The sequence below is a fragment of the Actinacidiphila bryophytorum genome (genome assembly GCF_016916835.1).
In the GTDB taxonomy this organism is placed as follows: domain Bacteria; phylum Actinomycetota; class Actinomycetes; order Streptomycetales; family Streptomycetaceae; genus Actinacidiphila; species Actinacidiphila bryophytorum.
This window is the reverse complement of record NZ_JAFFIX010000013.1, coordinates 168,355-190,467: the sequence shown is the minus strand read 5'-3', so window position 1 is coordinate 190,467 and position 22,113 is coordinate 168,355. Positions and strand designations below refer to the sequence as shown.

At 73.8% G+C, this 22,113-nt stretch carries 17 protein-coding genes and 2 pseudogenes; 13 read left to right on the top strand and 6 right to left on the bottom strand.

What is annotated here, in order from left to right; all coding sequences use genetic code 11:
• Window positions 1–180 precede the first annotated feature (180 nt).
• Entirely contained in the window at window positions 181–861 is a 681-nt protein-coding gene (locus JT723_RS20480; protein WP_205046158.1) for a GNAT family N-acetyltransferase, read from the top strand.
• 47 nt (window positions 862–908) lie between these two features.
• On the opposite strand, the gene JT723_RS20475 is transcribed toward JT723_RS20480, so the two are convergent.
• On the bottom strand, window positions 909–2,051 hold the full coding sequence (locus JT723_RS20475; protein ID WP_205046157.1) for a hypothetical protein: 1,143 nt from the start codon (window positions 2,049–2,051) through the stop codon (window positions 909–911).
• Between the two features lie 240 nt (window positions 2,052–2,291).
• Between JT723_RS20475 and JT723_RS20470 the strand changes: the two genes are divergently transcribed.
• The 5 genes from JT723_RS20470 (at window position 2,292) to JT723_RS20450 (ending at window position 8,117) form a co-directional block, all read left to right on the top strand.
• The gene (locus JT723_RS20470; protein WP_205046156.1) at window positions 2,292–3,320 is read left to right on the top strand and encodes a 3-oxoacyl-ACP synthase III family protein; all 1,029 of its coding nucleotides are present in this window, start codon (window positions 2,292–2,294) and stop codon (window positions 3,318–3,320) included.
• Window positions 3,317–4,072: a glycosyltransferase family 2 protein gene (locus JT723_RS20465; RefSeq protein WP_251513187.1), complete on the top strand. Its 756-nt coding sequence runs from the start codon at window positions 3,317–3,319 to the stop codon at window positions 4,070–4,072. Before JT723_RS20470 ends, JT723_RS20465 begins: the two co-directional genes overlap by 4 nt.
• Window positions 4,072–5,550 carry a class I adenylate-forming enzyme family protein gene (locus JT723_RS20460; RefSeq protein ID WP_205046155.1) on the top strand — a complete coding sequence of 493 codons (1,479 nt, stop codon included), beginning with the start codon at window positions 4,072–4,074 and terminating at the stop codon, window positions 5,548–5,550. Before JT723_RS20465 ends, JT723_RS20460 begins: the two co-directional genes overlap by 1 nt.
• 427 nt (window positions 5,551–5,977) lie before the next feature.
• Window positions 5,978–7,042, top strand: coding sequence for a cytochrome P450 (locus JT723_RS20455; RefSeq protein WP_205046154.1), 1,065 nt, complete (start codon window positions 5,978–5,980; stop codon window positions 7,040–7,042).
• A 145-nt stretch (window positions 7,043–7,187) separates the two neighbouring features.
• Entirely contained in the window at window positions 7,188–8,117 is a 930-nt protein-coding gene (locus tag JT723_RS20450; RefSeq protein WP_205046153.1) for an NAD-dependent epimerase/dehydratase family protein, read from the top strand.
• 13 nt (window positions 8,118–8,130) lie between these two features.
• On the opposite strand, the gene JT723_RS20445 is transcribed toward JT723_RS20450, so the two are convergent.
• The 3 genes and pseudogenes from JT723_RS20445 to JT723_RS20435 all read right to left on the bottom strand — a co-directional run bounded on the left by JT723_RS20445 (window position 8,131) and on the right by JT723_RS20435 (window position 10,119).
• Window positions 8,131–8,670, bottom strand: coding sequence for an EF-hand domain-containing protein (locus JT723_RS20445; protein WP_205046152.1), 540 nt, complete (start codon window positions 8,668–8,670; stop codon window positions 8,131–8,133).
• 184 nt (window positions 8,671–8,854) lie between these two features.
• A pseudogene (locus JT723_RS20440) lies at window positions 8,855–9,967 on the bottom strand (CARDB domain-containing protein); the annotation flags it as partial.
• Window positions 9,886–10,119 carry a hypothetical protein gene (locus JT723_RS20435; RefSeq protein ID WP_205046151.1) on the bottom strand — a complete coding sequence of 78 codons (234 nt, stop codon included), beginning with the start codon at window positions 10,117–10,119 and terminating at the stop codon, window positions 9,886–9,888. The pseudogene JT723_RS20440 and the gene JT723_RS20435, both read right to left, overlap by 82 nt.
• A gap of 332 nt (window positions 10,120–10,451) precedes the next feature.
• Between JT723_RS20435 and JT723_RS20430 the strand changes: the two genes are divergently transcribed.
• Complete coding sequence (locus JT723_RS20430; protein ID WP_205046150.1) at window positions 10,452–11,363, top strand: TIGR04222 domain-containing membrane protein; 912 nt, start codon at window positions 10,452–10,454, stop codon at window positions 11,361–11,363.
• Window positions 11,360–12,350: pseudogene (locus JT723_RS20425) on the top strand (MbnB/TglH/ChrH family RiPP precursor modification enzyme); the annotation flags it as partial. The gene JT723_RS20430 and the pseudogene JT723_RS20425, both read left to right, overlap by 4 nt.
• A 156-nt stretch (window positions 12,351–12,506) precedes the next feature.
• On the opposite strand, the gene JT723_RS20420 reads toward JT723_RS20425, so the two are convergent.
• Window positions 12,507–12,920, bottom strand: a complete 414-nt coding sequence (locus tag JT723_RS20420) for a hypothetical protein (RefSeq protein WP_205046149.1) — start codon at window positions 12,918–12,920, stop codon at window positions 12,507–12,509.
• A gap of 263 nt (window positions 12,921–13,183) precedes the next feature.
• Here JT723_RS20420 and JT723_RS20415 point away from each other — a divergent pair, with 263 nt between their 5' ends.
• Entirely contained in the window at window positions 13,184–14,980 is a 1,797-nt protein-coding gene (locus tag JT723_RS20415) for a galactose oxidase early set domain-containing protein (protein ID WP_240165902.1), read from the top strand.
• 61 nt (window positions 14,981–15,041) lie between these two features.
• On the opposite strand, the gene JT723_RS20410 is transcribed toward JT723_RS20415, so the two are convergent.
• On the bottom strand, window positions 15,042–15,815 hold the full coding sequence (locus JT723_RS20410; RefSeq protein WP_205046147.1) for a dienelactone hydrolase family protein: 774 nt from the start codon (window positions 15,813–15,815) through the stop codon (window positions 15,042–15,044).
• 107 nt (window positions 15,816–15,922) lie between these two features.
• On the opposite strand from JT723_RS20410, the gene JT723_RS20405 reads away from it, so the two are divergent.
• The 4 genes from JT723_RS20405 (at window position 15,923) to JT723_RS20390 (ending at window position 22,076) form a co-directional block, all read left to right on the top strand.
• Window positions 15,923–16,345, top strand: a complete 423-nt coding sequence (locus tag JT723_RS20405; RefSeq protein WP_205046146.1) for a hypothetical protein — start codon at window positions 15,923–15,925, stop codon at window positions 16,343–16,345.
• 78 nt (window positions 16,346–16,423) lie between these two features.
• Complete coding sequence (locus tag JT723_RS20400; protein WP_205046145.1) at window positions 16,424–17,605, top strand: ROK family transcriptional regulator; 1,182 nt, start codon at window positions 16,424–16,426, stop codon at window positions 17,603–17,605.
• Between the two features lie 94 nt (window positions 17,606–17,699).
• Window positions 17,700–19,544, top strand: a complete 1,845-nt coding sequence (locus JT723_RS20395) for an alpha-galactosidase D (protein WP_205046144.1) — start codon at window positions 17,700–17,702, stop codon at window positions 19,542–19,544.
• Between the two features lie 108 nt (window positions 19,545–19,652).
• On the top strand, window positions 19,653–22,076 hold the full coding sequence (locus JT723_RS20390) for a glycosyl hydrolase family 95 catalytic domain-containing protein (protein WP_251513185.1): 2,424 nt from the start codon (window positions 19,653–19,655) through the stop codon (window positions 22,074–22,076).
• Window positions 22,077–22,113: the final 37 nt, after the last annotated feature.

Sequence of the window (22,113 nt, the reverse complement as noted above, 5' to 3'; positions counted from 1 at the left end):
TTGGATCTCCGCGGCGTCGCGGCGCCCGGCACGCACATCTGCCGCGTTGTCGTCGGTCGACGACGCTCCGCGTCGCCTCCCTCCTCCGCCTTGCAGCTGCACGCACCGAACACCGCTCCTTCTCCCACGGAGACCCAAACGACAGGCCCTGCCCGAGCGGCCCTGCGGTGTAATGGACCCATGACCATTTCATCGCTTACGCCGCTGGTGCGGTCGTGGATCGACGGCTGGACCGTCTCGCGGGGCGCCGCCGGCCCCGTGGACGAGCCGTGGGGGTGGACGATCGACGTGGGGGAGTTCTGGCAGACCGGGCGGCACGTGCTGCCCGACGGCGACGAGGCGACGGTCCGCACGCTCGCCGCGGAGCGTGCGGTGCCCGGCCGCTGGCTGAAGGTCTTCCTGCCGCGGGTGCCGATCGCGCACGGCACCCCGCACACCGCGGAGGACGTCGTCGCCCCCTGGCTCGTACCGGGCTGGACGCTCGGCCACCCCGGCTTCCTGATGACCACCGAGCTGCGGCGCACCCCCTTCGACGTCCCCGCGGGCCACACGGTGCGGACCTGGACCACGGGCGGGGTGATCCGCGCGACCGTCACCGCGCCGGACGGCACGCTCGCCGCCCGCGGCCAGATCACGCCCACCGGGGCCACCGCGGTCGCCGACCGGATCGCGACCGCCCCCGAGCACCGGCGCAAGGGCCTCGGCTCGGTCCTGATGCGCACGCTGCAGCACGCCGCCCTGGACAGCGGCGCCCGCACCGGCGTCCTGGTCGGCACCGCCGAGGGCCGCGCGCTGTACGAGGCGCTGGGCTGGCAGGCACACGCACCCATGGTGAGCGCCCACTTCGACGCCACCCCCTGACGCGCAGGACGGGTGCGGGCCTGCGCCGGCCCGCGCCCCCTATGTGACTAGCGGGTCAGGATGACGCCGTGGGCGAAGGAGTCGCCGCCGTCGCTCGACACGTAGTGCCAGCCGGCGACCGTCAGATGCGAGCCGGAGGACACCACCGCGCTCACCCCCAGCGGCAGTTGCGGGTCGTTCTCCGGCAGGCCGAGCGACCGCCAGCCGGCCGCGGGCGTCCAGCTCAGGCCCACCGCCGCGTCGTCGTTGCCGCCGATGACCGCGACGGCGCCGTGCGGCTGCAGGGCGAGGCCCTGCAGCCCGAAGGTCCCCGCGGGCAGCGGCACCTGGCTCCACGCGGCACCGTCCCAGTGCAGGGCGAGACCGGCCGGGCGCTGCTTGTCGGTGTCACGCGACCAGCCCACCGCCCACACGTCGTCAGCGGTGCGGGCGACGACGTCGAAGAGCACGGCGGAGTCGGGGAAGAGCGGGGTCGCCGCCCGCGTCCACACATGCCCGTCCCAGTGCACGGCCAGCGACTGGCCGTTGTCCTCGTCCACCCCGACGACCCACACGTCGTCCGGCGCCACCTCGTCGACCTGGTTCACGCTCCAGTTCGCGGACCCCGGGATCTGCACGGAACTCCACCGCCGCCCGTCCCAGTGCTGCACCACCGGGATCGCCGCGCCGGTGTCCTCCTCGTAACCCTGCCCGACCGCCCACGCGTCCCGCCAGGAGAGCGCGCTCACCGACAGCAGGCTGGCCTCGACCGTACCCGCCGGCAGCCCGCTGTCCTCCGTCGCCCGCCAGGCGCCGCCGGCGTACCGCCCGACCAGGGCGCCGCCGCCGGTCCGCTGGTCGCCGACGAAGAAGGCCGAGCCGTCGGGAGCGGTGGCGATGTCGTTGATCCTGCTGTTCCAGGCGTCGCCGCCCCGGATCGGCAGCTGCTGCCAGCCGTCGCCCGCCACGGTGTCGCGCTGCAGCAGCCTGGGCGTGAAGCCGACGGCCCCGGTGTCCGGGTCCGTGGTGATCTCGGTGCCGCCGGCCCAGGTGACCGACGGGCTCGGCTGCGCCACCGACATCACCGCGACCTGGTCCGTGGCCGTCTCCGTCCACACCCCGCCGGCCGCCGCAGCGGCCGGCCCGTTCAGCACCAGCGCTCCGACCCCGGCCCCCGCCAGCGCCACGGCGAACCCGTGCGTGACCCTCATCGTGCTCTCCCTCGTCTCCGAAGACTTCCCAGGCCGTACACAGGTCAGTACGGCCGGTCCGGAGAAAAGCCGGCCATGGAGATTCCGCCCCCCGAAGCCTGCAAGACCGCTCTCTCCCCCCGGAACCGCCGGGCACGGTCCACGGACCGCGGCCCGGACGGCCCCAAAGCGCCCTTCCCCAGGGGCCGTTGAGTATGCGTACTCAGGCATGCAGCTCGAATCCGCTCATAGCATCCGGTTATGCGAATCGACCAGGCGGCCCACCGCCACGGACCTGCCGCGGGCATCACGGCGGTCGCGTCGTGCCTGCCGGACACCGCGGTCTCCTCCGGGCAGTTGCAGGACCGGATCAGCGGCGCCTCCGGGCTGCGGCTGCCGCCGCGGATGCTGGAGCGGGCCACCGGCATCGCCTCGCGCCGGGTCGCGGCCGAGGGCGAGTACGCCTCCACGCTCGCGCTGCGGGCCGCACGCACCGCGCTCGGCAGGGCCGGGCTCGACCCGCGCGACGTGGACCTGCTGGTGTTCGCCTCCGCCACCCGGGACGTGGCAGAACCCGCCACCGCGCACATCGTCCAGGACGGCCTGGGCTCCAGGGCGCACGCGCTGGACGTCACGAACGCCTGCAACAGCTTCGTCAACGGCATCGACACCGCCCGCGCGATGATCCTCGCCGGCCGCTCGCGCCGGGCGCTGGTCGTCACCGGCGAGACCCCCAGCCGCGCCGTGCGGCACGCCCCCGCCGGACCCGGGCAGCTCAGGGACGGCTTCGCCGGCTACACCTTCGGCGACGCAGGAGCCGCCGTCGTCCTGGAGGCCGTCGACCGCGGCGGCATCACCGACGTCGACGGCGAGACCCGCTCCGAGCACTGGCCCGCAGGCGGCATAGCGGGCGGCGGCTCACGGCACCCGCGCGGCGACGAGCACACCTACTTCACCGGCGACGGCAGCCGGCTGCGCGAGGCCTTCGAGAAGGTCGGCACCTCCGTGCTGGACCGGATGCGGCGGCGCACCGGCCTGGAGTGGGGCGACTTCCGGCACATCCTGGTGCACCAGGTCACCCTGCCCTACCTGGAGCGCTTCGTGGAGCTGACCGGGGTGCCCAGGGACCGGCTGGTGGTGACGGTGCCGGAACTGGGCAACATGGCCAGTGCCACCCTGGGTGTCCAACTCGACCTCGTGCACGACCGGCTGGAGCCGGGCGACCGGGTGCTGATGGTCGGGCTCGGCGGCGGGGTGAGCATCATGACGATGGTGTGGGAGAAGTCGTGAACGGCACACGGCAGGACACCCTGTGGGTGGTGGTTCCCGCACACCAGGAGGCCGCCCGCATCGGCGCCACCCTCGACGCGCTCGCCGGCCAGCACGACCGGGACTTCACGCTCGTGGTCGTCGACAACGCCTCGACCGACGGCACCGGCGCCCACGTGCGGGACTTCGCCCGCCGCGCGCCCTTCCCCGTGCACCTGCTGCGCGAACCCGCCAAGGGCGTGGGCTGCGCCGTCGACACCGGCTTCCGCTACGCCATCGGGCACGGCGCGACCCTGCTGGCCCGCACCGACGCGGACTGCCTGCCGCGCCCCGGCTGGACCGCCGGCGCCCGCGGAGCCCTGCGGCAGGGCGCGGGCCTGGTGTGCGGGCGCATCGACGCGCGGCGCGACGAGCACGGGCCGCTCGGCCGCGCCGCCTTCCGCGCCCTGGTCCGCCTCGCCGCGCTCTTCGGCCGGATACGTCCCGCCCACCGGCGCCGGCACGGCTACCTGGCCCCCTACCGGATGCACGCGGGCAACAACATGGCCATCACCGCGGCGCTCTACGAAGCGGTCGGCGGTATGCCGCGCCGCCCCTCGCCCACCGACCGGCTCTTCCTCAACCGGGTGCGCCGGCACACCGCCGCGATCGTGCACGCCCGTGCGATGGTCGTGGAGAACTCCACCCGGCGGCTGCGCGCCTACGGCATCGTCGGCACCGCCCGCTGGTACCTCGACAAAGGACCCGGCCGACACGGGGAGGACCCGCGCTGATGCTCGACGCACTCGCCCACGCCCTGCGCACCCGCCCCCACCTGCCCGCCGTCCTCGGCACCGGCAGGACCGGCGCCCTACGCACCAAGGCCACCCGGGGGGACCTGGCCGACCTCGCCGACCGCTGCACCGCCGCCCTGCACGCCCGCGGCATCGGTCCCGGTGCCACGGTCGGCGTCGCCGTACGGCCGGGGCCGCGCGCGCTCGCCGTGCTGCTCGCGGTGCACCGGCTCGGCGCCCGGGCCGCGGTGCTCGACCCGGGGGCAGGACCCGACGTGCTGCGTGCCCGGCTCGCGCTCGCCCGGCCCGCACTCGTGCTCGCCGACGCCGCCGCGCAGGCCGTCGCGGGCTGGGCGCGCACGCTGGCCCGGCGGGCCCGGCTGGAACTGCCAGACCTCGCCGACATCGGACCCGTCGCCACGGTCGGGCCCCGGCTGCCCGGCTGCGCGCCCGCACTGGACGCCGGTGTCACCGCCGGGGCGCTGCCGCGGCCCTGGGACGGCGAGGGGGACGCCGTCATCGTCTTCACCTCGGGCACCACAGCGCAGCCCAGGGCCGTCGTGCACACCCGCGCCTCGCTGGCCGCCGGCATGGCAGCGGTCGCCGACCTCGTCAAGCCGCAGCCGGACCTGCCCGTGCTCGGCGGCACCATCTTCGTCCTGCTGCCCTCCCTCGCCTGCGGCGCGCCCGTCGCGCTCCCCGCCCGCTCCCCGCGGGTGCTCGTACGCCAGCTGCGCCGCCTCGCCCCGCAGGCCACGTACCTGACACCGCCCCAGCTGCGGGCGGCGCTCGCGGCGGGGGCGGTCTTCACCGGGCGGGTGTGGACCGGCTCGGCGCCGGCCGGTGCGGAACTGCTGACGCGGGTCAAGAAGGCCGGGGCGGACGAGGCGTGGGGCGTCTACGCGCTCACCGAACTCTTCCCCGCGGCGGCCGTAGAACAGGCCGAGAAGGCCGCCTTCACCGGCGACGGCGACCTCGTGGGCGCCCCGCTCCCCGGGGTGCGGGCCAGGACCGGCGCGGACGGCGAACTGCTGCTGTCAGGACCCGCCGCCCGCGACCGCTACCTCGGCGAGCAGCCCGCCGCATGGGTCCCCACCGGCGACCGCGCCCGCCTCGACGGCAACCGCATCGTCCTGGAGGGCCGGCACAAGGACATGATCCTGCGCCGCGCCGAGAACATCTACCCGGGCCTTTACGAGCCGGCGCTCCACATACCCGGCGTCGAACTGGCCCTGCTGGTCGGCGTCCCCGCACCCGACGGCGACGAGCGCCTGGTCGCCGTCGTGCAACCCGCCCGCGGCGCCGACCCGCACGCCCTGCGCGCCGCCCTGGCCGCCCCCCTCTCCCGCATGGGCACCGCCTGCCCCGACGCCCTCCTCCTGTCCACCATCCCCCTGACCGGCCGCTCCCAAAAACCCGACCGCCGGGCCACGACCCGCCTGGCAGCGACCCGCCTCTCGGCGGGAGGACGCGGGTGAGGGGCGGTTGGGGGCGCGGCAGTCGCCGCTGGCTGCTGCCGTCGAGCCGATCGCTCGGCTGCGGTTCGTGGCAGGCGAGGCGCGCTGCAGCCGCCGCCGGTCGTTCCGGCGAGGCCGACTGCCGGGGCGCGCGTCTTGGCGGGGGCGCGGGTGTAGGGCGGTGCGTTGTGGGTGGGTGCGGCAGCCGGTGTCGGTCGCTCCGGCGAAGCCGACCGCCCGGCTGCGCCGAGTCTTTCGGCAGGAGGGCGCGTATGAACCGTCATTCGGGTCGGGCAGGCGGCGCGGCAGTCGCCGCTGGCTGCTGCCGTCGAGCCGATCGCTCGGCTGCGGCTCGCCTCTTGGCGGGGGGACGCGGGTGAAGGGCGGTTGGGGGCGGGAAAGGGGCGCCGGTGCCCGGGGTGGCAGGTGGCGGGATCGGCGGGTGTATATGCGCTCCCACCCGCTGCTGTTCGCCCTGCTCGCCGCCACTCGGCGGCGGGAGGTGCGGCGGATCGGGGGCACTGTCCTGGTGCACGGCACCGAGGCCTACCGCGAGGTGCTCACACGTGTGCCGCTGGACCGGGCGGCCGAGGGGACCACCGGTGGGGCGGGGCGCGAACTGGGCGGGTGCGGCACGCTGTTCGACCAGGACGGCGGCGGTCACCGGGACGCCCGGCGGGATGTCGCCGAGGGCCTGGGGGCCGGCGGGGTGGAGCGGCTGCGCCCTGTGTGGCTCGGCGTGCTCGGCCGGGGGGTCGCCCCGCTCGGGGCGGGCGCTGCCGTCGACCTCGTGCCGCTGGCACGCGAGGTGGCCGGGGCCACCGTGTGCGCGCTGCTCGGTGCGGCCGCCGATCCGCAGGCCGTCGCCGCCGCGGCAGCCGACGTCGCTGCCGCCGCCGTACGCGACCACCTGCCGGGAACCCGGCGGCCCGGCGGGACCTCGGCGGCGGACGCGGCGGCGCGGCTGGCGGCCGTACTCCCCGGCGGCGGCGAGCATGCGGCGCTGCGGGCGATGCTCGCGGTGGCCGCGGTCAACACGACCGTCGCGGCCCTGCCGCGGGCCGTGGCGTGGTGCGCCGACGCGCGGCTGTGGGACCAGGCGGCCGACGACCGGCTGCGTCCCGCGCTGGTCACCGAGCTGCTGCGGGTGCTCGCGCCGTCCCCGCTGCTGCCGCGCGTGGCGGCTGCCGGGGCCACCGTCGCCGGGACCCGGCTCCGCGCCGGCGACCGGCTGCTCCTGGTGGCACGGCACGCCGCCCGCGCCCACGCCGATCCCCCCGACGCCCGCCACCCGGCCCCGCCCGCGGTGTCCCACCTGGTCTTCGGGGCCGGCCCGCACACCTGTCCGGGCGCCCGCCTGGCCCACACCCAACTCGCCGACACCCTGGCGGCGCTGTCCCCGTACCGCCCCACCGTCCTCCACGGCCGCCCGGACCGCAGGTCAGCCCTCCCGTCCTGGCGCACCCTGACCGTCCGCGCCACCGCGCCCGGGCACGCGGAGGGGGAGCGGTGAGCGGGAGCGCGCGTGCGTCGGGCCGCGGGCGCGGTGGCGCGGCGGTCGGGGCCGGTGGCGCGTGCGGTTTCCGTGTCGCCGGGGCGAGGGCGGTCATCGCGGGTGGGGGCGCGGACATCGGGTGCAGGTGCGCGGGGGTGGTGTGGTGACCACCGTGGCCGTCACCGGGGGGAGTGGGTTCTGCGGGGCGCAGGTCGCTCTCGCTGCCGCCGCGGCCGGAGCGGACGTCGTGTGTGTCGGGCGGCGGCCCGGGCCGGTCGGGCGGCATGTGGGGTGGGACGCCGCCCGGGAGGTGCCGGACCTGGGCGGGTGCGACCTGGTGGTGCACTGCGCCGCCGCGGTCGGGGACCCGGTGCCGGGGTCCGTCGGGGAAGGGGTCATGCGGGCCGTCAACGTCGACGGCTCGCGCCGGCTGCTGCACGCGGCGGGCGGCCGGCCGGTGGTGTGGGTGAGCAGCGCCAGCGTGTACGCGCCGGAGGGCGACCGCTCGCACGTCACGGAGGAGCACCCGGTGCGGGGCCAGCTCAATGCGTACGGCCGCACCAAGGCGGCCGGCGAGGCGCTGGCGCTGGCGGCCGGCGCCGTGGTGCTCAGGCCGCGGGCGGTGTACGGCCCGGGGGACCCGCACCTGGTGCCGCGGCTGCTGGCCCGCGTCCGCCGCGGCCTGCTCCTGCTGCCGGGCCCGAGCGTGCGGCTCAGCCTGACGGCCGTCGAGAACCTCGCCGACGCCTGCCTGGCCGCGGCCCGCGACGGATGGCCGCCCGGCGCGTACAACATCGCGGATCCGGCACCCTACGACCGCGACGAGGCGGTCGGCGCGGTGCTGCGCGCCCACGGGGTGCGGGCGCGCATCCGCCACCTGCCGCGGCCGGTGGCCGACGCCGCCGCGTCGGCCGCCCAGGCGCTGGCCGGGCTGCGCCCGCACGCGGACGCGGCCCTCACCCGCTATGCCGTCGACCAGTTGGCGCGCAGCGTCGTCCTGGACGTGTCCAAGGCCCGCGCCCAGGGCTGGACGGCCCGCCGCACGCTCGCCGACTTCACCTCGGGCGCCCTGGGCGCCCCGGGCGGCGGCTGACCCCGGTCGCGGCTCACGCCGCGAATTTGCCGCAGAGCCAGTTGCCCGGTTCGGCCGGGTCCTGGCTGATCCAGAACTGCCGCCACAGCAGGGCGAATTCCTCCCGGCTGAGATGCCCGTCCCCGTTGGGGTCGAGCAGTTCGAAGACGCCGTCCATGTCGACGGGCGCGCCGTTCCAGGTCTCGACGAGCCTGCGGTGCTCCTCGGGCGAGATGCGGCCGTCCCCGTTGGCGTCGACCGCGTCGAAGATCGTGTCGGCGGTCGCGGTGACGTCCGCGACCATGCCGGGCAGCCGGTCGGCGAGCGCGATGATCTCGGCGAGGTCGACGGCCCCGTCCCCGTCGGTGTCGCCGGTTTCCAGCAGCACCGCCCACCAGCCCATGAGCAGCGTCTCCACCCGGGTGCGCAGCTCCGTGCCGGGGCCGACCCCGGGCAGCCGGCTCCAGCGGGCGACCAGTTCCCTGAAGTCCTCCTCGCGCAGATATCCGTCACCGTCGGTGTCGAAGGCGTTGAACATCCCCTGGAACTTGCGCTGTTGGAAAACACTGGCCATGCGCGGCCTCCCTCCTCGCACACCCCATCCGGTCATATGGAACTATAGGTGCGCACATCGACGTATCCCCACGAGGACATGTGTACGAGGTGTCACCCGGACGGGTCGGGAGAAAGCGGCCCCGGACCGGAGTCCGGAGCCGCTTGCCGGGGTCACGCGGGGTCAGCAGCCCCGAAGGGCGGGGTCAGGAACCCGCACTTGCGTCGATCACGAACTGCGAACCCGGTTCGACCAGGATGTCGCCGTCGGCCGAGCCGGTGATGCTCACGTTCGTGAGGGTCGCGCTGCCCCTGGCACCGCCCTGCGCTCGGATGCCGGCCCCGTTGTCGGACTTGTCGATCGTCACGTTGCTGATCGCGACACCCGGCATGCTCCCTCCGCCGGTCTTGAACTGGATGCCGTCGTAGGTGGAGTCGTGGATCTCGGTGTCCCGGATGTTGACGCCGGTGATGTCCCGGGTCGACGCGAAGAGCGTGATGGCGCCGAACTCCTGCGCCTCGCCCCAGAACGCGCCGCCGGTGCGGTAGAGGGCGTTGTTGGCGATCAGTGTCTGCCCGGAGAAGGGCAGCGGGTCGTGGTCGGTCGCCAGCATGATGCCCGGGTAGTTCATCGTGTCGTAGACGAGGTTGTTCTCGATCGTGTTGCCGTAACCGCCGTAGATCGCGATGCCGTTGGCCCGCCAGGGCAGCTGGACGGTGTTGTTGACGAAGTGGTTGTCGTGGCCGATGTCGACCGACTGGTTCTTGACGTACTTGTTGGCCCAGACGGCCAGCGAGTCGTCGCCGGTGGTGCGGAAGGAGGAGTTGAACACCTGCGAATTGCGCGTGCCGTTGGTGAAGTTGATGCCGTCGGCGTAGGTGTCGCGGATCCGCATGCCGCTGAACTGCAGCCCGTCCGCGGGACCCCACAGGTCGGGGATGTTGTCGTAGTCGCGGCCGACCCACACCCCGACGTTGGAGTGCTCGATCCACACGTTGCTGATCTTGGAGTTCTTGCCGAACCGGCCGTTGAGGCCGACCCCGCCCTCGGCGTTGCCGTCGCCGCCGCGGATCCGGCCGGAGCCGAAGATGGCGATGTCCGATATCTGGGTGTTGCCGTCGATGTCGAAGCCGAAGTTGCCCTCGTGCGGGTGGTTGATGCCGTGCGCGTCCTGCGGCTGCGTCAGGGTGTAGAGCTGGGAGTACCACATGCCCGCACCGCGGATCGTGACGTTGCTTATGCCCACCTGGTTGTACTGGCCCCGGTCGAGCGGGTCGTCGGTGAGGATCTTCTGCTCCTGCCGCCACCGGCCGGCCGGGCGACCGAGCCGTCCGCGGAAGCGGTTTTGCCCAGCGCCAGGTTCGGGCGGTCGGCGGCTGAGGCGGAGGCGGCGATCGGGGAGAGGCCCAGGGTGGTCAGGCCGACCGCGAGCACGCCGATGAGCAGGCGTCTGAGCTGCGTGCGTTTCATGGTCTCCTCTGTTCTGTCCGGATGAGAGAGCGGGTGGGGGGAGGCTCAGGGGCCGCTGCGGCAGCGGCTCGCGCGGCGCCGGGCATGACAGGCCAGCAGCTGCTGCGACGAAGTTGCAAATAGCAGCCAGAAAAAGTGGAGGTGTTTGCCTGGTTTTTGCGAGTCAAAGGTGGCAATCGTGTATCTGCTTTGTCAATCGTTTGCTCAAGGTTGGCGAGTAGCTGGCATAGGGGCGGATCGGACCGAGGGCTGCGGGCGGCGCCGTGCACCCGGACGGCAGCGCGGAACCGCGGCGAGCCGAGAGGGCGTCACATCGGGCGGGGGTGGTGGACATGAGTCAGCCGTGGGGCATGAGCGGACCGGAATTCCTCGGGGTGTACGCGGCGGCCTTCGCCGTCGCGGGCATCGCAGCGGCATTGCTGAAAGCGGGGTTCCGCAGGCGGCGGGACACCGACCCGGCGGCGGGGACGGGGCCCGCCGACGTCTACACGCTCGCCGTCGTCGGCGGCGGCACGGCACGTGTGGTGGACACCGCCGTGCAGGCACTGGTCGAGACGGGCCGGCTGCGGGCCGGCCGGGACCACCGGATCAGCCCGGCAGGCGTGCAGGTCGCGCACGAACCGGTGCAGCAGGCGGTGCTGGGCTGCTTCGACACCCCGGCCGGCATCACCTTGTCGACCGCCAGGACGCGGGCCGCCGCCAGCGCCCCCGTCCAGCAGGTGGCCCAGGACGCCGTCCGGCGCGGCCTGCTGTTCGGCGCGGGCCGCCGCAAGGCGGCACTGACCTCGGCCCTGCCGCTCGCCGCGGTCTTCTGCGTCGGCGTCGCCCGGCTCGTCAACGGCGTCCACCTGGGCCGACCGGTCGGCCTGCTGGTCGTGGCCCTGCTGCTCAGCGGCGGCATCACGGTGGCCGTCGCCGCGAGCGCACCGCGCCGCACCCTGGCCGGGGACCGGCTGCTGGAGCGCGCCCGGCAGGGGCACGTCCCCGACCCGCGGCTCTTCGGCTCCTACGGCATCGCCTCCTACGCGCCCTCCGGCGGCGACGACATGCTCGTGCCCGCCGCGGTGCTCGGCGTCGCCGTGCTCGGCGCCGCGGGCGTGGCCGACCCCGACCTGCGTCAGGCCCTCTACGGCGGGATGTCCGGGTCCGGGTCCGGCTCCACGGACTCCGGGGGCGGCGACTCCGGCGGAGGAGGCTGCGGGGGCGGCGGGTGCGGAGGCGGCTGCGGCGGGTGCGGCGGATGACCGCGAGTGCGCCCCGCCTGGGCTACGGCATCGGCTGGCGCCCGCGCATCGACCTCACCGTCGAGCGGCTGCCCGGCGTCGACTTCGTCGAGGCCGTCGCGGAAGGCATCGACCCCAAGCGGCTGTTCGCCTCGCTGCGGGTGCTGCGCGAGCGCGGCACACCGGTGGTCCCGCACGGCGTCTCGCTGTCGCTCGGCGGCGCCGAGCGCCCCGATCCCCGGCGGCTGGCCCATCTCGCCGCGTGCGCACAGGCGCTGGGCTCGCCCCTGGTCAGCGAGCACATCGCCTTCACCCGGGCGGGCGCCTGGCACGCCGGGCACCTGCTGCCGGTGCCCAGGACCCGGGACACGCTCACCGTGCTGACCGAGAACATCAGGATCGCCCAGGATCAGCTGCCGGTCCCGCTGGCGCTGGAGAACATCGCACCGCTGCTGGCCTGGCCCGACGAGGAGCTGACCGAGGGGCAGTTCCTGGCCGAGGTCGCCGAGCGGACCGGGGCCATGCTGCTGGTCGACGTCGCCAACCTGCACACCGCACACGTCAACCTGGGCACCGACCCGCACAAAGTGCTCGGTGAACTCCCGCTGGAGCGGCTGGGTTACGTCCATGTGGCGGGCGGGGTCGAGCGCGACGGCGTCTGGCACGACACGCACACCCACCCGGTGGGGCCGGCCGTGCTCGACCTGCTCGCCGACCTCGCGGCCAGGGCGGAGCTGCCGGGGGTGCTGCTGGAGAGGGACGGCGACTACCCGACGGACGCCGGGCTCGCCGGTGAACTCGCCGCCATCCGCGGCGCGGTGGCAAGGGGCGCCGGTGTCGGACGCTGAGCGGGCCGCCCTCGGGGCGGCGCAGGAACGGCTGCTGGCCGCGCTGGTCGGCGGCGCGGAACCGCCGCCGGGCTTCGACCCGGAGCGCATCCGCATCCAGGCACAGGCGCTGCTCGCCAAGCACGCCCGGGTGCACGCCGAGACACCTGCCCCGGCGCCCCGCCGGGCCCGCCTCCTCGCCTTCCGCGCCGGCCGCGCGGCCCGGAAGCTCCGCCCGGCGGAGCCGTCGGCGGCCGACGGTGACGCCCGGTGACCAGCCGCGGCGGACGTTCCTGCCTGAGCGCTCAGGCAGGCGCGCCGGCGCGGCCCCCGGCCGTCAGCCGCCCGGGGTGTTCTCGCCCTGGGTGCAGACGACCCACAAGGTGAGGTCGGCCGGGTCGGTGCGGCCCTTGTGGCGGCCCCGCCCCTCGGGCGTGAGGTTCTTGCGCACGGTGATGACCCACCCGGTGGCGTCCTCGGTCGGACGGCTCTCCACCAGGTCGGCGGGGACGTGGCCGAGGAGTCGGCCGTCGGGCGCCGACAGGGTGAACCCGCCGCTGAGGACGTTCTCCTCCGGCGGGCACATCAACGTCCGCGGGGTGCCGTCGGCGCCGCCCTTGATGACGCCGCCTTGCACCGCCTGCGGCTGAACCGTGGTCTGCGCCACGGCTGTCGCTCCGCCGCCGGCCGTGACGGCGAGCATCGAGATGCCCGCGGTCGCGGCGGCGCGCTTGAGGGTCGTGCTGATCACTGAACGCGCTCCTTCCTGCTGTCCTCGCACTTCCGCCGAAGCGGTTTCGGCCATTGCAGCACGGCGGCGACGGCAACCCCGGCCGGACACTCACAGTGACTACGATCGAGTGATCGTGCGGGATTCGATGCTGTGTCCACTCCACGTCCGGAACTCAGCGTGATCGAATTATCGCTGTCCGTAATCATATGCGCGGCGTCACGGCCGGCCTATGCCGCACGCCGACTTCCCCGACCGCCCGTGCGGCCGGGCTGAGGAGTCCGATGTCACCGAACAGATCACGTACGAGACCACGCGCCGGGCGGCCGGGAGTGCGGGCGGCCTGGGGAGCCGTCCTCGCCCTGGGCACCACCGCAGCCCTGACCGCGCCGCTGACCACGGCCTCCGCGGCGTCCGACCCCGGCACCGGGGACCGCGACGTGCGGGCCGTCCAGACCGACTACCCGCAGACCACCCGCACCGCGCGGCTGAAAATGCTCACCGACACGCAGGCGCAGGGCAACGCGAAGTTCGACCCGGCGAAGTTCGGGCAGTTCACCGACTACTTCTCCAGCCCCGACTTCGCCGCGCACGTGGCGCTGCTGCCGACGGGGAAGGTCCTGCTGTTCTCCTTCGAGAGCGTCGAGGACAACCCGCAGAAGGAGCCGGCCCCCACCGACGTCATCGGCAGCCGCAACGCCGGCCGAGCCTACGTCTGGGACCCGGCCGCCGGTGAAGGCCCCGCAGCCTTCAAGGCCGTGCCGCCGCCCGTGGTCGACATGCCCGACGGCACGAACGAGCCGCGCCCCGCCCCGTTCTTCTGCGCCGGCCACTCCTACCTGCCCAACGGCATGGTCGGCGTCTTCGGCGGCAACCTCGGCGGCAACGGCGGCACCGGAGCCAAGCTCGCGCTCGTCTTCGACCCGTGGACCGAGACCTGGCACCAGCAGAAGGACCTCTCCGTCGGCCGCTGGTACCCGACCGTCGTCACCGACGCCGAGGGCCGCCAGGTCATCATGTCCGGCCAGTCCGAGCTGGGCTGGGGCACCCCCACCCCGGTCATCGAGCAGTTCCCGGCCAAGAACACCCCCGTCCCGCTCACCAAGGGCCAGGTGCCCGACGGTGTCGCCGCCGACCGGTGGAAGTCCGACGCGCCCTACCGGATGGACTACCCGCACCTGTTCTCGCTCAACGACGGCAAGATCTACGGCTTCGGCCGCGACGCCGACCAGGAATGGCGCTTCGACCCCGCCACCCAGACCCGCACCCAGCTGCCCGACCGCCCCGACGGCGGCCTGCGCAACTACGGTTCCGCCATCGCGCTGCCCAACGGCACCCAGGGCCCCGACTCGGTGCTGATCCTCGGCGGCAACCGCAACGACCCCAACACGTACCGCTTCTCCGGCGGCGCCTGGCACAAGGACACCCCGCGGGCGTTCGGCCGCACCCAGGACGACACCCTGATCCTGCCCGACAGCACGCTGCTGACCGTCAACGGCTCCTACGACATCCGCAACTACGGCAACGGCGACTACAACCCCAACGCCGACCTGAAGTACCGCCAGATCGAACTGCGGGACACCGCGGGCAAATGGACGCTCGGCCCCTCCCAGCGGCTGCCGCGCGGCTACCACTCCAACGCCGTCATCCTCCCCGACGGCCGGATCATGGTCACCGGAGACGAGCTCCAGCAGATCGCGAACAACCCGGACATCACGTCCGGCATGAACGGCACCATCGAGATCTACGAGCCCGCCTACCTGCACCAGGGCGCGCGCCCCACCCTCACCCGGGTGCCCACCGGGGCAGTCGGCTACGGCAGCTCGATGAAGGTCACCACCACCACGCCCGGCCAGGTCAGCCGGGCCGTCCTGATGGCGCCGATCACGTCGACGCACGCGGTGGACACCAGCCAGCGCCACCTGGACCTGGAGATCACCGCCCGCTCGGGCAACCAGCTCACCCTCAAGGCCCCGCCGTCGGCCAACGCGGCGCCCCCCGGCTACTACATGCTCTTCCTGCTCGACGCCAAGGGAGTCCCCAGCGTCGCCAAGTGGGTCAAGCTGACCCCCGGGTCCTGACCCCGCCCGCCCCGCGGCCCCGGGAACGGCGCACGCCGTCCCCGGGGCCGCGGCGCGCCTGTCAGACGAGGTGCCGCGCGAAGAAGCGGACCGCGCTGTCCGACTCGAACCGCGGCAGCTCCTTGTGCCGGCCCGCGTTCACATGCAGGGTCTTCTCCTTCGACGCGAAGGCGTCGAAGAGTGCAAGACCCTCCTCACGCGGGATGTGCTCGTCGTCCCACTGGAGCATGAACTCGACCGGGACGGTGATCTCCTTCGCCAGGGTGGCCAGCCGGTCGGGCCAGTGCAGGCCGAAGACTGCGGCGGTGATCCGCGGCTCCGCCGCCGCCAGCGGCACCCCGATCGCGGTGCCCATGTTCAGCCCGAAGTAGCCGACCGGCCCCTCGGCGCCGATCTCCGGAAGCTCCTGCAGGGCGTCGAGCACCGCCTGCCACTCGGGCACGGCCTGCTCGGCCAGGTAGGCGTTGTAGCGGACGACGATCGGGCCGACGGGCTCGCCCGCCGCCATCGCCGCCTGCATCACGGCGATCTCCTGCTTGTCGTGCTCGGTGAGCGGCCGGCCGCCGTGGCCGGGCGCGTCGATGGCGGCGACGTGGAAGCCGCAGCCCTTCACCAGCAGGTGCGCACGGCCGGTCATCGCCGGGTGCTTGCGGTGGTTGCCGCCGCCGTGCCCGAGCAGCACCAGCGGTGAGCGGTCCAGCCCGGCCGGGCCGTCGGAGCCGGGAGCCGGCGACCAGAGCGCGCCGGTGACCTCACCCACGGTGAAGTCGCGTTCGAGGACACCGTCGGAGGTGGACTCCGCGGTGAAACACACAGAATTCTGCACAGATGTCATGACGTGCTGCCTTTCGGAAGTGCCTGTCTTTCCGGCGCTCCCTGCGACAGCTACGTCAGTCGCCCGGCCGTGAGGGATTCGGGGAGCACCACATACCTACTGCCTTCATGGGTCCCACCTCCTCGCACGACGTCACGGTAGGCAGGACGCTACACGGCCCCGTTCCCGCCCCGCCAATTCTTTTTCCGGCGGTCCACCGCCGTTGCGGACAGCGCGCGCCAGATGAACGGAAAGCAGCCAACCTGGCCCGGGCCGCCCTGCTGCTCGCCCGCGACCTGATGGCGGACGTCGACCGGCTGCTGAACGACCTGGCGGCGCCGCGCCAACTGCTCGGCGGCGAGCTTGTGAGCGCCGTGGCCTGGGGCAGGACCGTGCTCGCCTCGCTGCACGCGCAGGAGTCGCTGGCCGGGGTGCTGCTGGCCGACGACACCCCCGCCCGCGCTGGTACGGCTGAGCGCTGGTGCAAAAGTAGCGGGTCTGCCTTCGAATCCTCATCAAAAACCGCACCGGTGGCAGCTTTTGCAGGTTGAGCGGCGCTCATCGCACTGTTCTCCGGAGTCCTGCTTTTTTCATTGACAGTGGAAAAGAACCACTCTACTTTTCCGGCCATGTGCCCAGCCCCTCTGCACGAGACCGTCCCGGCGACGACGCCCGCCGCGTCGCTGGTCTTCACCACCGTGCTGTCCCACGGCCCGCTCACCCGGGCCGAGGTGGCCCGGCGCACCCGGCTGTCACCGGCCGCGGTCACCAAGGCCGTACGGCCGCTGATGGAGGTCGGCTACCTGGTCGAGGACCTGGACGAGCAGGCGCGGCCCGCCATCGGGCGCCCCGCCAACCTGGTGCGGGTGGACGGCGGCCGGGCGCTCTTCATCGGCCTGAAGGTGACCGGCGACGAGATCATCGCGGTGCTCACCGACCTGTGCTGCCGTATCCGGGTCGCCCGGCACATGGCGCTGACCGGCCGCGAACCGGCCGCCGTACTGCCGTCGCTGCTGGCCATGGTGCAGGAACTGCTCACGGAGGCCGAGGGGTTCGGGGTCCGGGTCTGCGGCCTTGGCATCGCGGTGTCCGGCGACGTGGACCGGGTGGACGGCGTCGTCAGGTACTCGCCCTTCCTCGACTGGCGGGACGTGCCGCTCGCCGACGTGGCGGCCACCGCGACGGGCCTGCCGGTCACCGTCGACAACGACGTGCGGGCGCTCACCGTGGCCGAGCAGTGGTTCGGCGCCGGGGTGGGCCTGTCGGACTTCGCCCTGGTGACGGTCGGAGCGGGCATCGGCTGCGGCCTGGTGGTGGGCGGCAGGGTCGTCTCCGGTGCGCACGGCGTCGCGGGCGAGATCGGGCACCTGTCCATCGACCCGCGCGGACCGCTGTGCCACTGCGGCAACCAGGGCTGCGTCGAGGGGATCGCCGCGGACCCGGCGATCCTGCGCGAGGTCAGGGCCGCCACGGGAAAGCCCGTGGCCACCGCGGCAGAGGCGCTCGAACTGGCCCGCGGCGGCGACCCCCTGGCCCGCGAGGTCTACGCCAGAGCCGGTGACGCGATCGGCCGCGCCATCGGCTCGGTCGTCAACGTCCTCGGCCCCGAGCGGGTGATCATCTCGGGCGAGGGCCTGGCCGCCTACGACCTCTTCGCCGAGGACATCCGCACCGCCTTCACCCGGTCCGCCTTCGGCACCGCCGCGCAATGCGACCTGATGACCCGTCCGCTGCCCTTCGAGGAGTGGGCGCGGGGCGCCGCGGCCACCGCGATCCAGTCCTTCATCGGACCCCACACCCCGCAGGACTGACGGCCGGGCCCGCCAGGGCCGGCCCCCGGCCGCCGGACAGCCCCCGCTTCCGGCACGCCTTCCCCGTATCCCACAACAGGAGGTCCGACGACCCATGCGGTCATCCTCGTCCCCGGCCCCGCGCGGCACCGCCCGCGGCCTGATGCGCCGGTCCGTCAGAGCGCTGCTGGTGCTGGCCGTCACGGCCGGCGTGGCGGTGGCTGCCCCCGCCGCCACGGGCGCCGGCGCCGCCGCCCCCGCCCCCGCGGATCCGGCCGGCGCCGGCGCCGCCACGCCGTACATGGGCTGGTCCAGCTGGAGCATGCAGTCCTCGCAGTACCCGGGGCTCAACCCCGACGGCAGCTACAGCTACCTCACCGAGGCGAACGTCCTGAAGCAGACGGACGCGCTCGCCGCGAAGCTCAAGGACTTCGGCTACACCTACGTCAACATCGACGCCGGGTGGTGGATGGACAACAGCTGGACGCCCGGCTACGACCAGTACGGCCGGCAGCGCCCCGACCCGGTGCGCTTCCCGCACGGCATGAAGCCGGTCGCCGACCACATCCACGCCAAGGGCCTCAAGGCCGGCATCTACCTGCCCGTCGGCCTGGAGAAGGGCGCCTACGGCGATGGCAAGGTGCCGATACTCGGTGCGCCGGGCTGCACCACCGCGGACGCCGTCTACCCGGACCTGCGCACCACCAACGGCTGGGACAGCGCCTACAAGTTGGACTTCGGCAGCCCGTGCGCGCAGGCCTACGTCGACTCGCAGGCGCAGGCGTTCGCCGACTGGGGCTACGACTTCCTCAAGCTGGACGGCGTGGGACCCGGCTCCTCCAGGTCCGGTGACAACTACGACAACGTCCCCGACGTCGCCGCCTGGCAGAAGGCGATCGCCGCGACCGGGCGGCCCATCCACCTGGAGTTGTCCTGGTCCCTCGACATCGGCCACGCCGCCGACTGGCAGCGGTACTCCGACGGCTGGCGGATCGACACCGACGTCGAGTGCTACTGCAACACCCTGGTCACCTGGGAGAACTCGGTCAACGACCGGTGGAACGACGCACCCGCCTGGAGCGGCAAGGCAGGACCCGGCGGCTGGAACGACCTCGACGCGGTCGACGTCGGCAACGGCGCGATGGACGGTCTGACCCAGGCCGAGCGACAGAGCTACATGACGCTGTGGGCGATCAACAAGTCCCCGCTGTTCACCGGTGACGACATCACCTCCCTGGACAGCTACGGCGTCTCGCTGCTGACCAACCGCGAGGTCATCGCCGTCGACCAGAACACCTCGCCCGTCGCCCGCCCGGTCACCCCGGTCGGCGACCAGCAGGTGTGGGCCACCGCGAACCCCGACGGCAGCTACACCGTCGCCCTGTTCAACCTCGCCGGCGCCCCCGCCTCGGTCACCGCCGACTGGGCGGCCCTCGGCTTCACCGGCAACGCCTCCGTGCGCGACCTGTGGAACAAGCGCGACCTCGGCCCCTACCGCGACCGGATCACCGAGGCGCTGCCCGCCCACGGTTCCCGGCTGTTCACCGTCCGCCCGAACGGCCGCACCCTGGCCACCACCGGCTACGAGGCCGAGTCCGCGGCCAACACCCTGGGCGGCAACGCCGCGGTGGCCGGCTGCGACACCTGCTCGGGCGGCAAGAAGGTCGGCAACCTCTACGACGGCGGCACGCTGCGCTTCAACGGCGTCACCGTGAAGAAGGCCGGCATCTACACCGTCAAGGTCCGCTACGTCAGCGGCGACCCGCGCTCGGTGACCGTGTCCTCCGACGGCGGCAACGGCACCAGCCTGCCCTTCCCCTCCACGGGCGACTGGAGCACGACCGCGACCGTCAGCGTCCGACTGGCGCTGAAGGCCGGCGCCAACACCGTCACCTTCGACAGCGGAGCCGGCGGATACGCGCCGGACATCGACCGGATCGACGTCCCCACGTCGCTCTGACCCGCCCGGGGGCGGGGTCCCGCACCGGATCCCGCCCCCGGACCCCTGCCCCCGACCAGCCCGCCCCGTAGGACCGCTCCCGCCGTTCCCTCACCCTGGAGTGCAGCAGTGGACATCCAGCCCGGCGCCACGCCCGCCGACCGCCCCGGCACCACCGGCCGCAGGGGCTTCCTGGCCCTCGCCGCCGCGACCGGGGCCGCCGCCCTCTGCGGCCTGCCCGCCTTCACCGCATCCGCCGCCCCGCTGCGCCCGGCGCGCTCCCCGCTGCTGCCGGCCGCCGACGCGGCGAAGAACCAGCTGTGGTGGCAGGCCCCCGGGTCCGCCGGCTCGATGATCGGCCAGGGACTGCCGGTCGGCAACGGACGGCTGGGCGCGCTGGCGAGCAACGACCCGGCCGCCGAACTCCTGACGGTCACCGACGCCACCTTGTGGACCGGCGGCGCCAACGACACCCTGCAGGACGACGGCCAGTTCCCCTACGGCCGCGACGACTTCGGCTCGCTGACGCTGCTGGCACAGCTCACCGTGGCGATACCGGGGCACGACCTGGGCGGCGTCGACGGCTACCGGCGCGTCCTGGACATGGCGCAGGGCGTCGTCACCACGACGTACGACATCGCCGGGGTGACCTACCAGCGGCAGCTGTTCGCCAGCCGCCCCGACGACGTGATCGTGCTGGCCTTCTCCCAGCGCGGCGGCGGCAGTTACACCGGCACCGTCTCGCTGGCCGGCACCCACGGCGAGACCACCGCCGCCGACCCGGCCTCCCGCACCGCCTCTTTCGCCGCCGCCCTCGGCAACGGCCTGCGCTACGGCGCCGCGGTCACCGTCTCCAGCAGCACCGGCAAGGTCGCCGCCGACGGCGGCTCGCTCACCTTCACCGGGTGCCGGGACCTCACGGTGGTGCTGAGCGGTGGCACGGACTACGCACCCGACGCGTCCGCGGGCTTCCGTGACCCGTCGGCCGACCCGCACGCGCTGGCCCTCACCAAGGTCCGCGCCGCCGCCCGGCACTCCGCGACCACCCTGCTGGACACCCATGTCGCCGACTTCCGCGCGGTCTTCGAGCAGTTCGGGCTGAACCTGGGCACCTCCTCAGCCGCGCAGCGCGAACTGGACACCTGGCAGCGGGTGCAGGCGCGCTGGCGCGACGGCGTACCCGACCCGGAGCTGGAGGCCGGGTATCTGCAGTACGGCCGCTACCTGATGATCTCCGGGTCGCGCGGCAGCCTGCCGATGGGACTGCAGAGCGTGTGGCTGGACGGCAACGACCCGGACTGGATGGGCGACTACCACACCGACATCAACATCCAGATGAACTACTGGCTGGCCGACCGGGCGGCCCTGTCCGGGTGCTTCGACGCCTTCGCCGACTACTGCCTGGCGCAGCTGCCGTCCTGGACCGACACCACCCGGCGGCTGTTCGAGAGCCCCGCCAACCGCTACCGCAACTCCGGCGGCAAGGTGGCCGGCTGGACCGTCGCGATCTCCACCAACCCCTACGGCGGGGGCGGTTGGTGGTGGCACCCGGCAGGGAACGCCTGGCTGTGCCACAACCTCTACGAGCACTACGAGTTCACCCAGGACCGCGACTACCTGGCCAAGGTCTACCCGCTGCTCAAGGGCGCCGTCCAGTTCTGGGAGGCGCGGCTGCTCACCACCACGGTCACCGACGCGTCGGGCGCCTCGCGGGAGGTCCTGGTCGCCGACAGCGACTGGTCGCCCGAACAGGGTCCGCTGGACGCCAAGGGCATCACCTACGCGCAGGAACTGGTGTGGAACCTCTTCGGCCACTACCGGACCGCCACGCAGGTGCTCGGCACCGACACCGGGTACGGCGCCGCCGTCGAGGCGCTGCGGGACCGCCTCTACCTGCCGGTGGTGAGCCCGACGACGGGCTGGCTGGAGGAGTGGATGTCGCCCGACAACCTCGGTGAGACCACCCACCGCCACCTCTCGCCGCTGTTCGGCCTCTTCCCCGGGGACCGGATACGCCCCGACGACTCCACCCCGAAGGACGTCCTGGCCGGTGCGACGGCCCTGCTCACCGCCCGCGGCATGAACAGCTTCGGCTGGGCCAACGCCTGGCGCAGCCTGTGCTGGGCGCGGCTGAAGGACGCCGAGAAGGCGTACCAGCTGGTCGTCACCAACCTCAGGCCGTCCGCCGGCGGCAGCAACGGCAGTGCGATGAACCTCTTCGACATCTACCAGGTCGAGCAGGGCCGCGGCATCTTCCAGATCGACGCCAACTTCGGCACCCCCGCCGCCGTCCTGGAGATGCTGGTGTACTCCCGGCCCGGCCATGTGGAACTGCTGCCCGCGCTGCCCGCGGCCTGGGCGGCGGCCGGTTCGGTCTCGGGCGTGGGTATACGCGGCGGCTTCGTCGCGGACCTGAGCTGGCGCGACGGCAAGGTCACCGAGGCGACGCTGCGCAGCGTCGGCGGACGCAGCACGACCGTGGTCGCGGGCGGCGCCGTCCGCACGGTGGACCTGCGCCCGGGGGAGTCGGTCACCCTGCGGCACCTGGGCTGACGGTGTCGGGGGGCGGGGCGCCCGCCCCGTCCCCGGC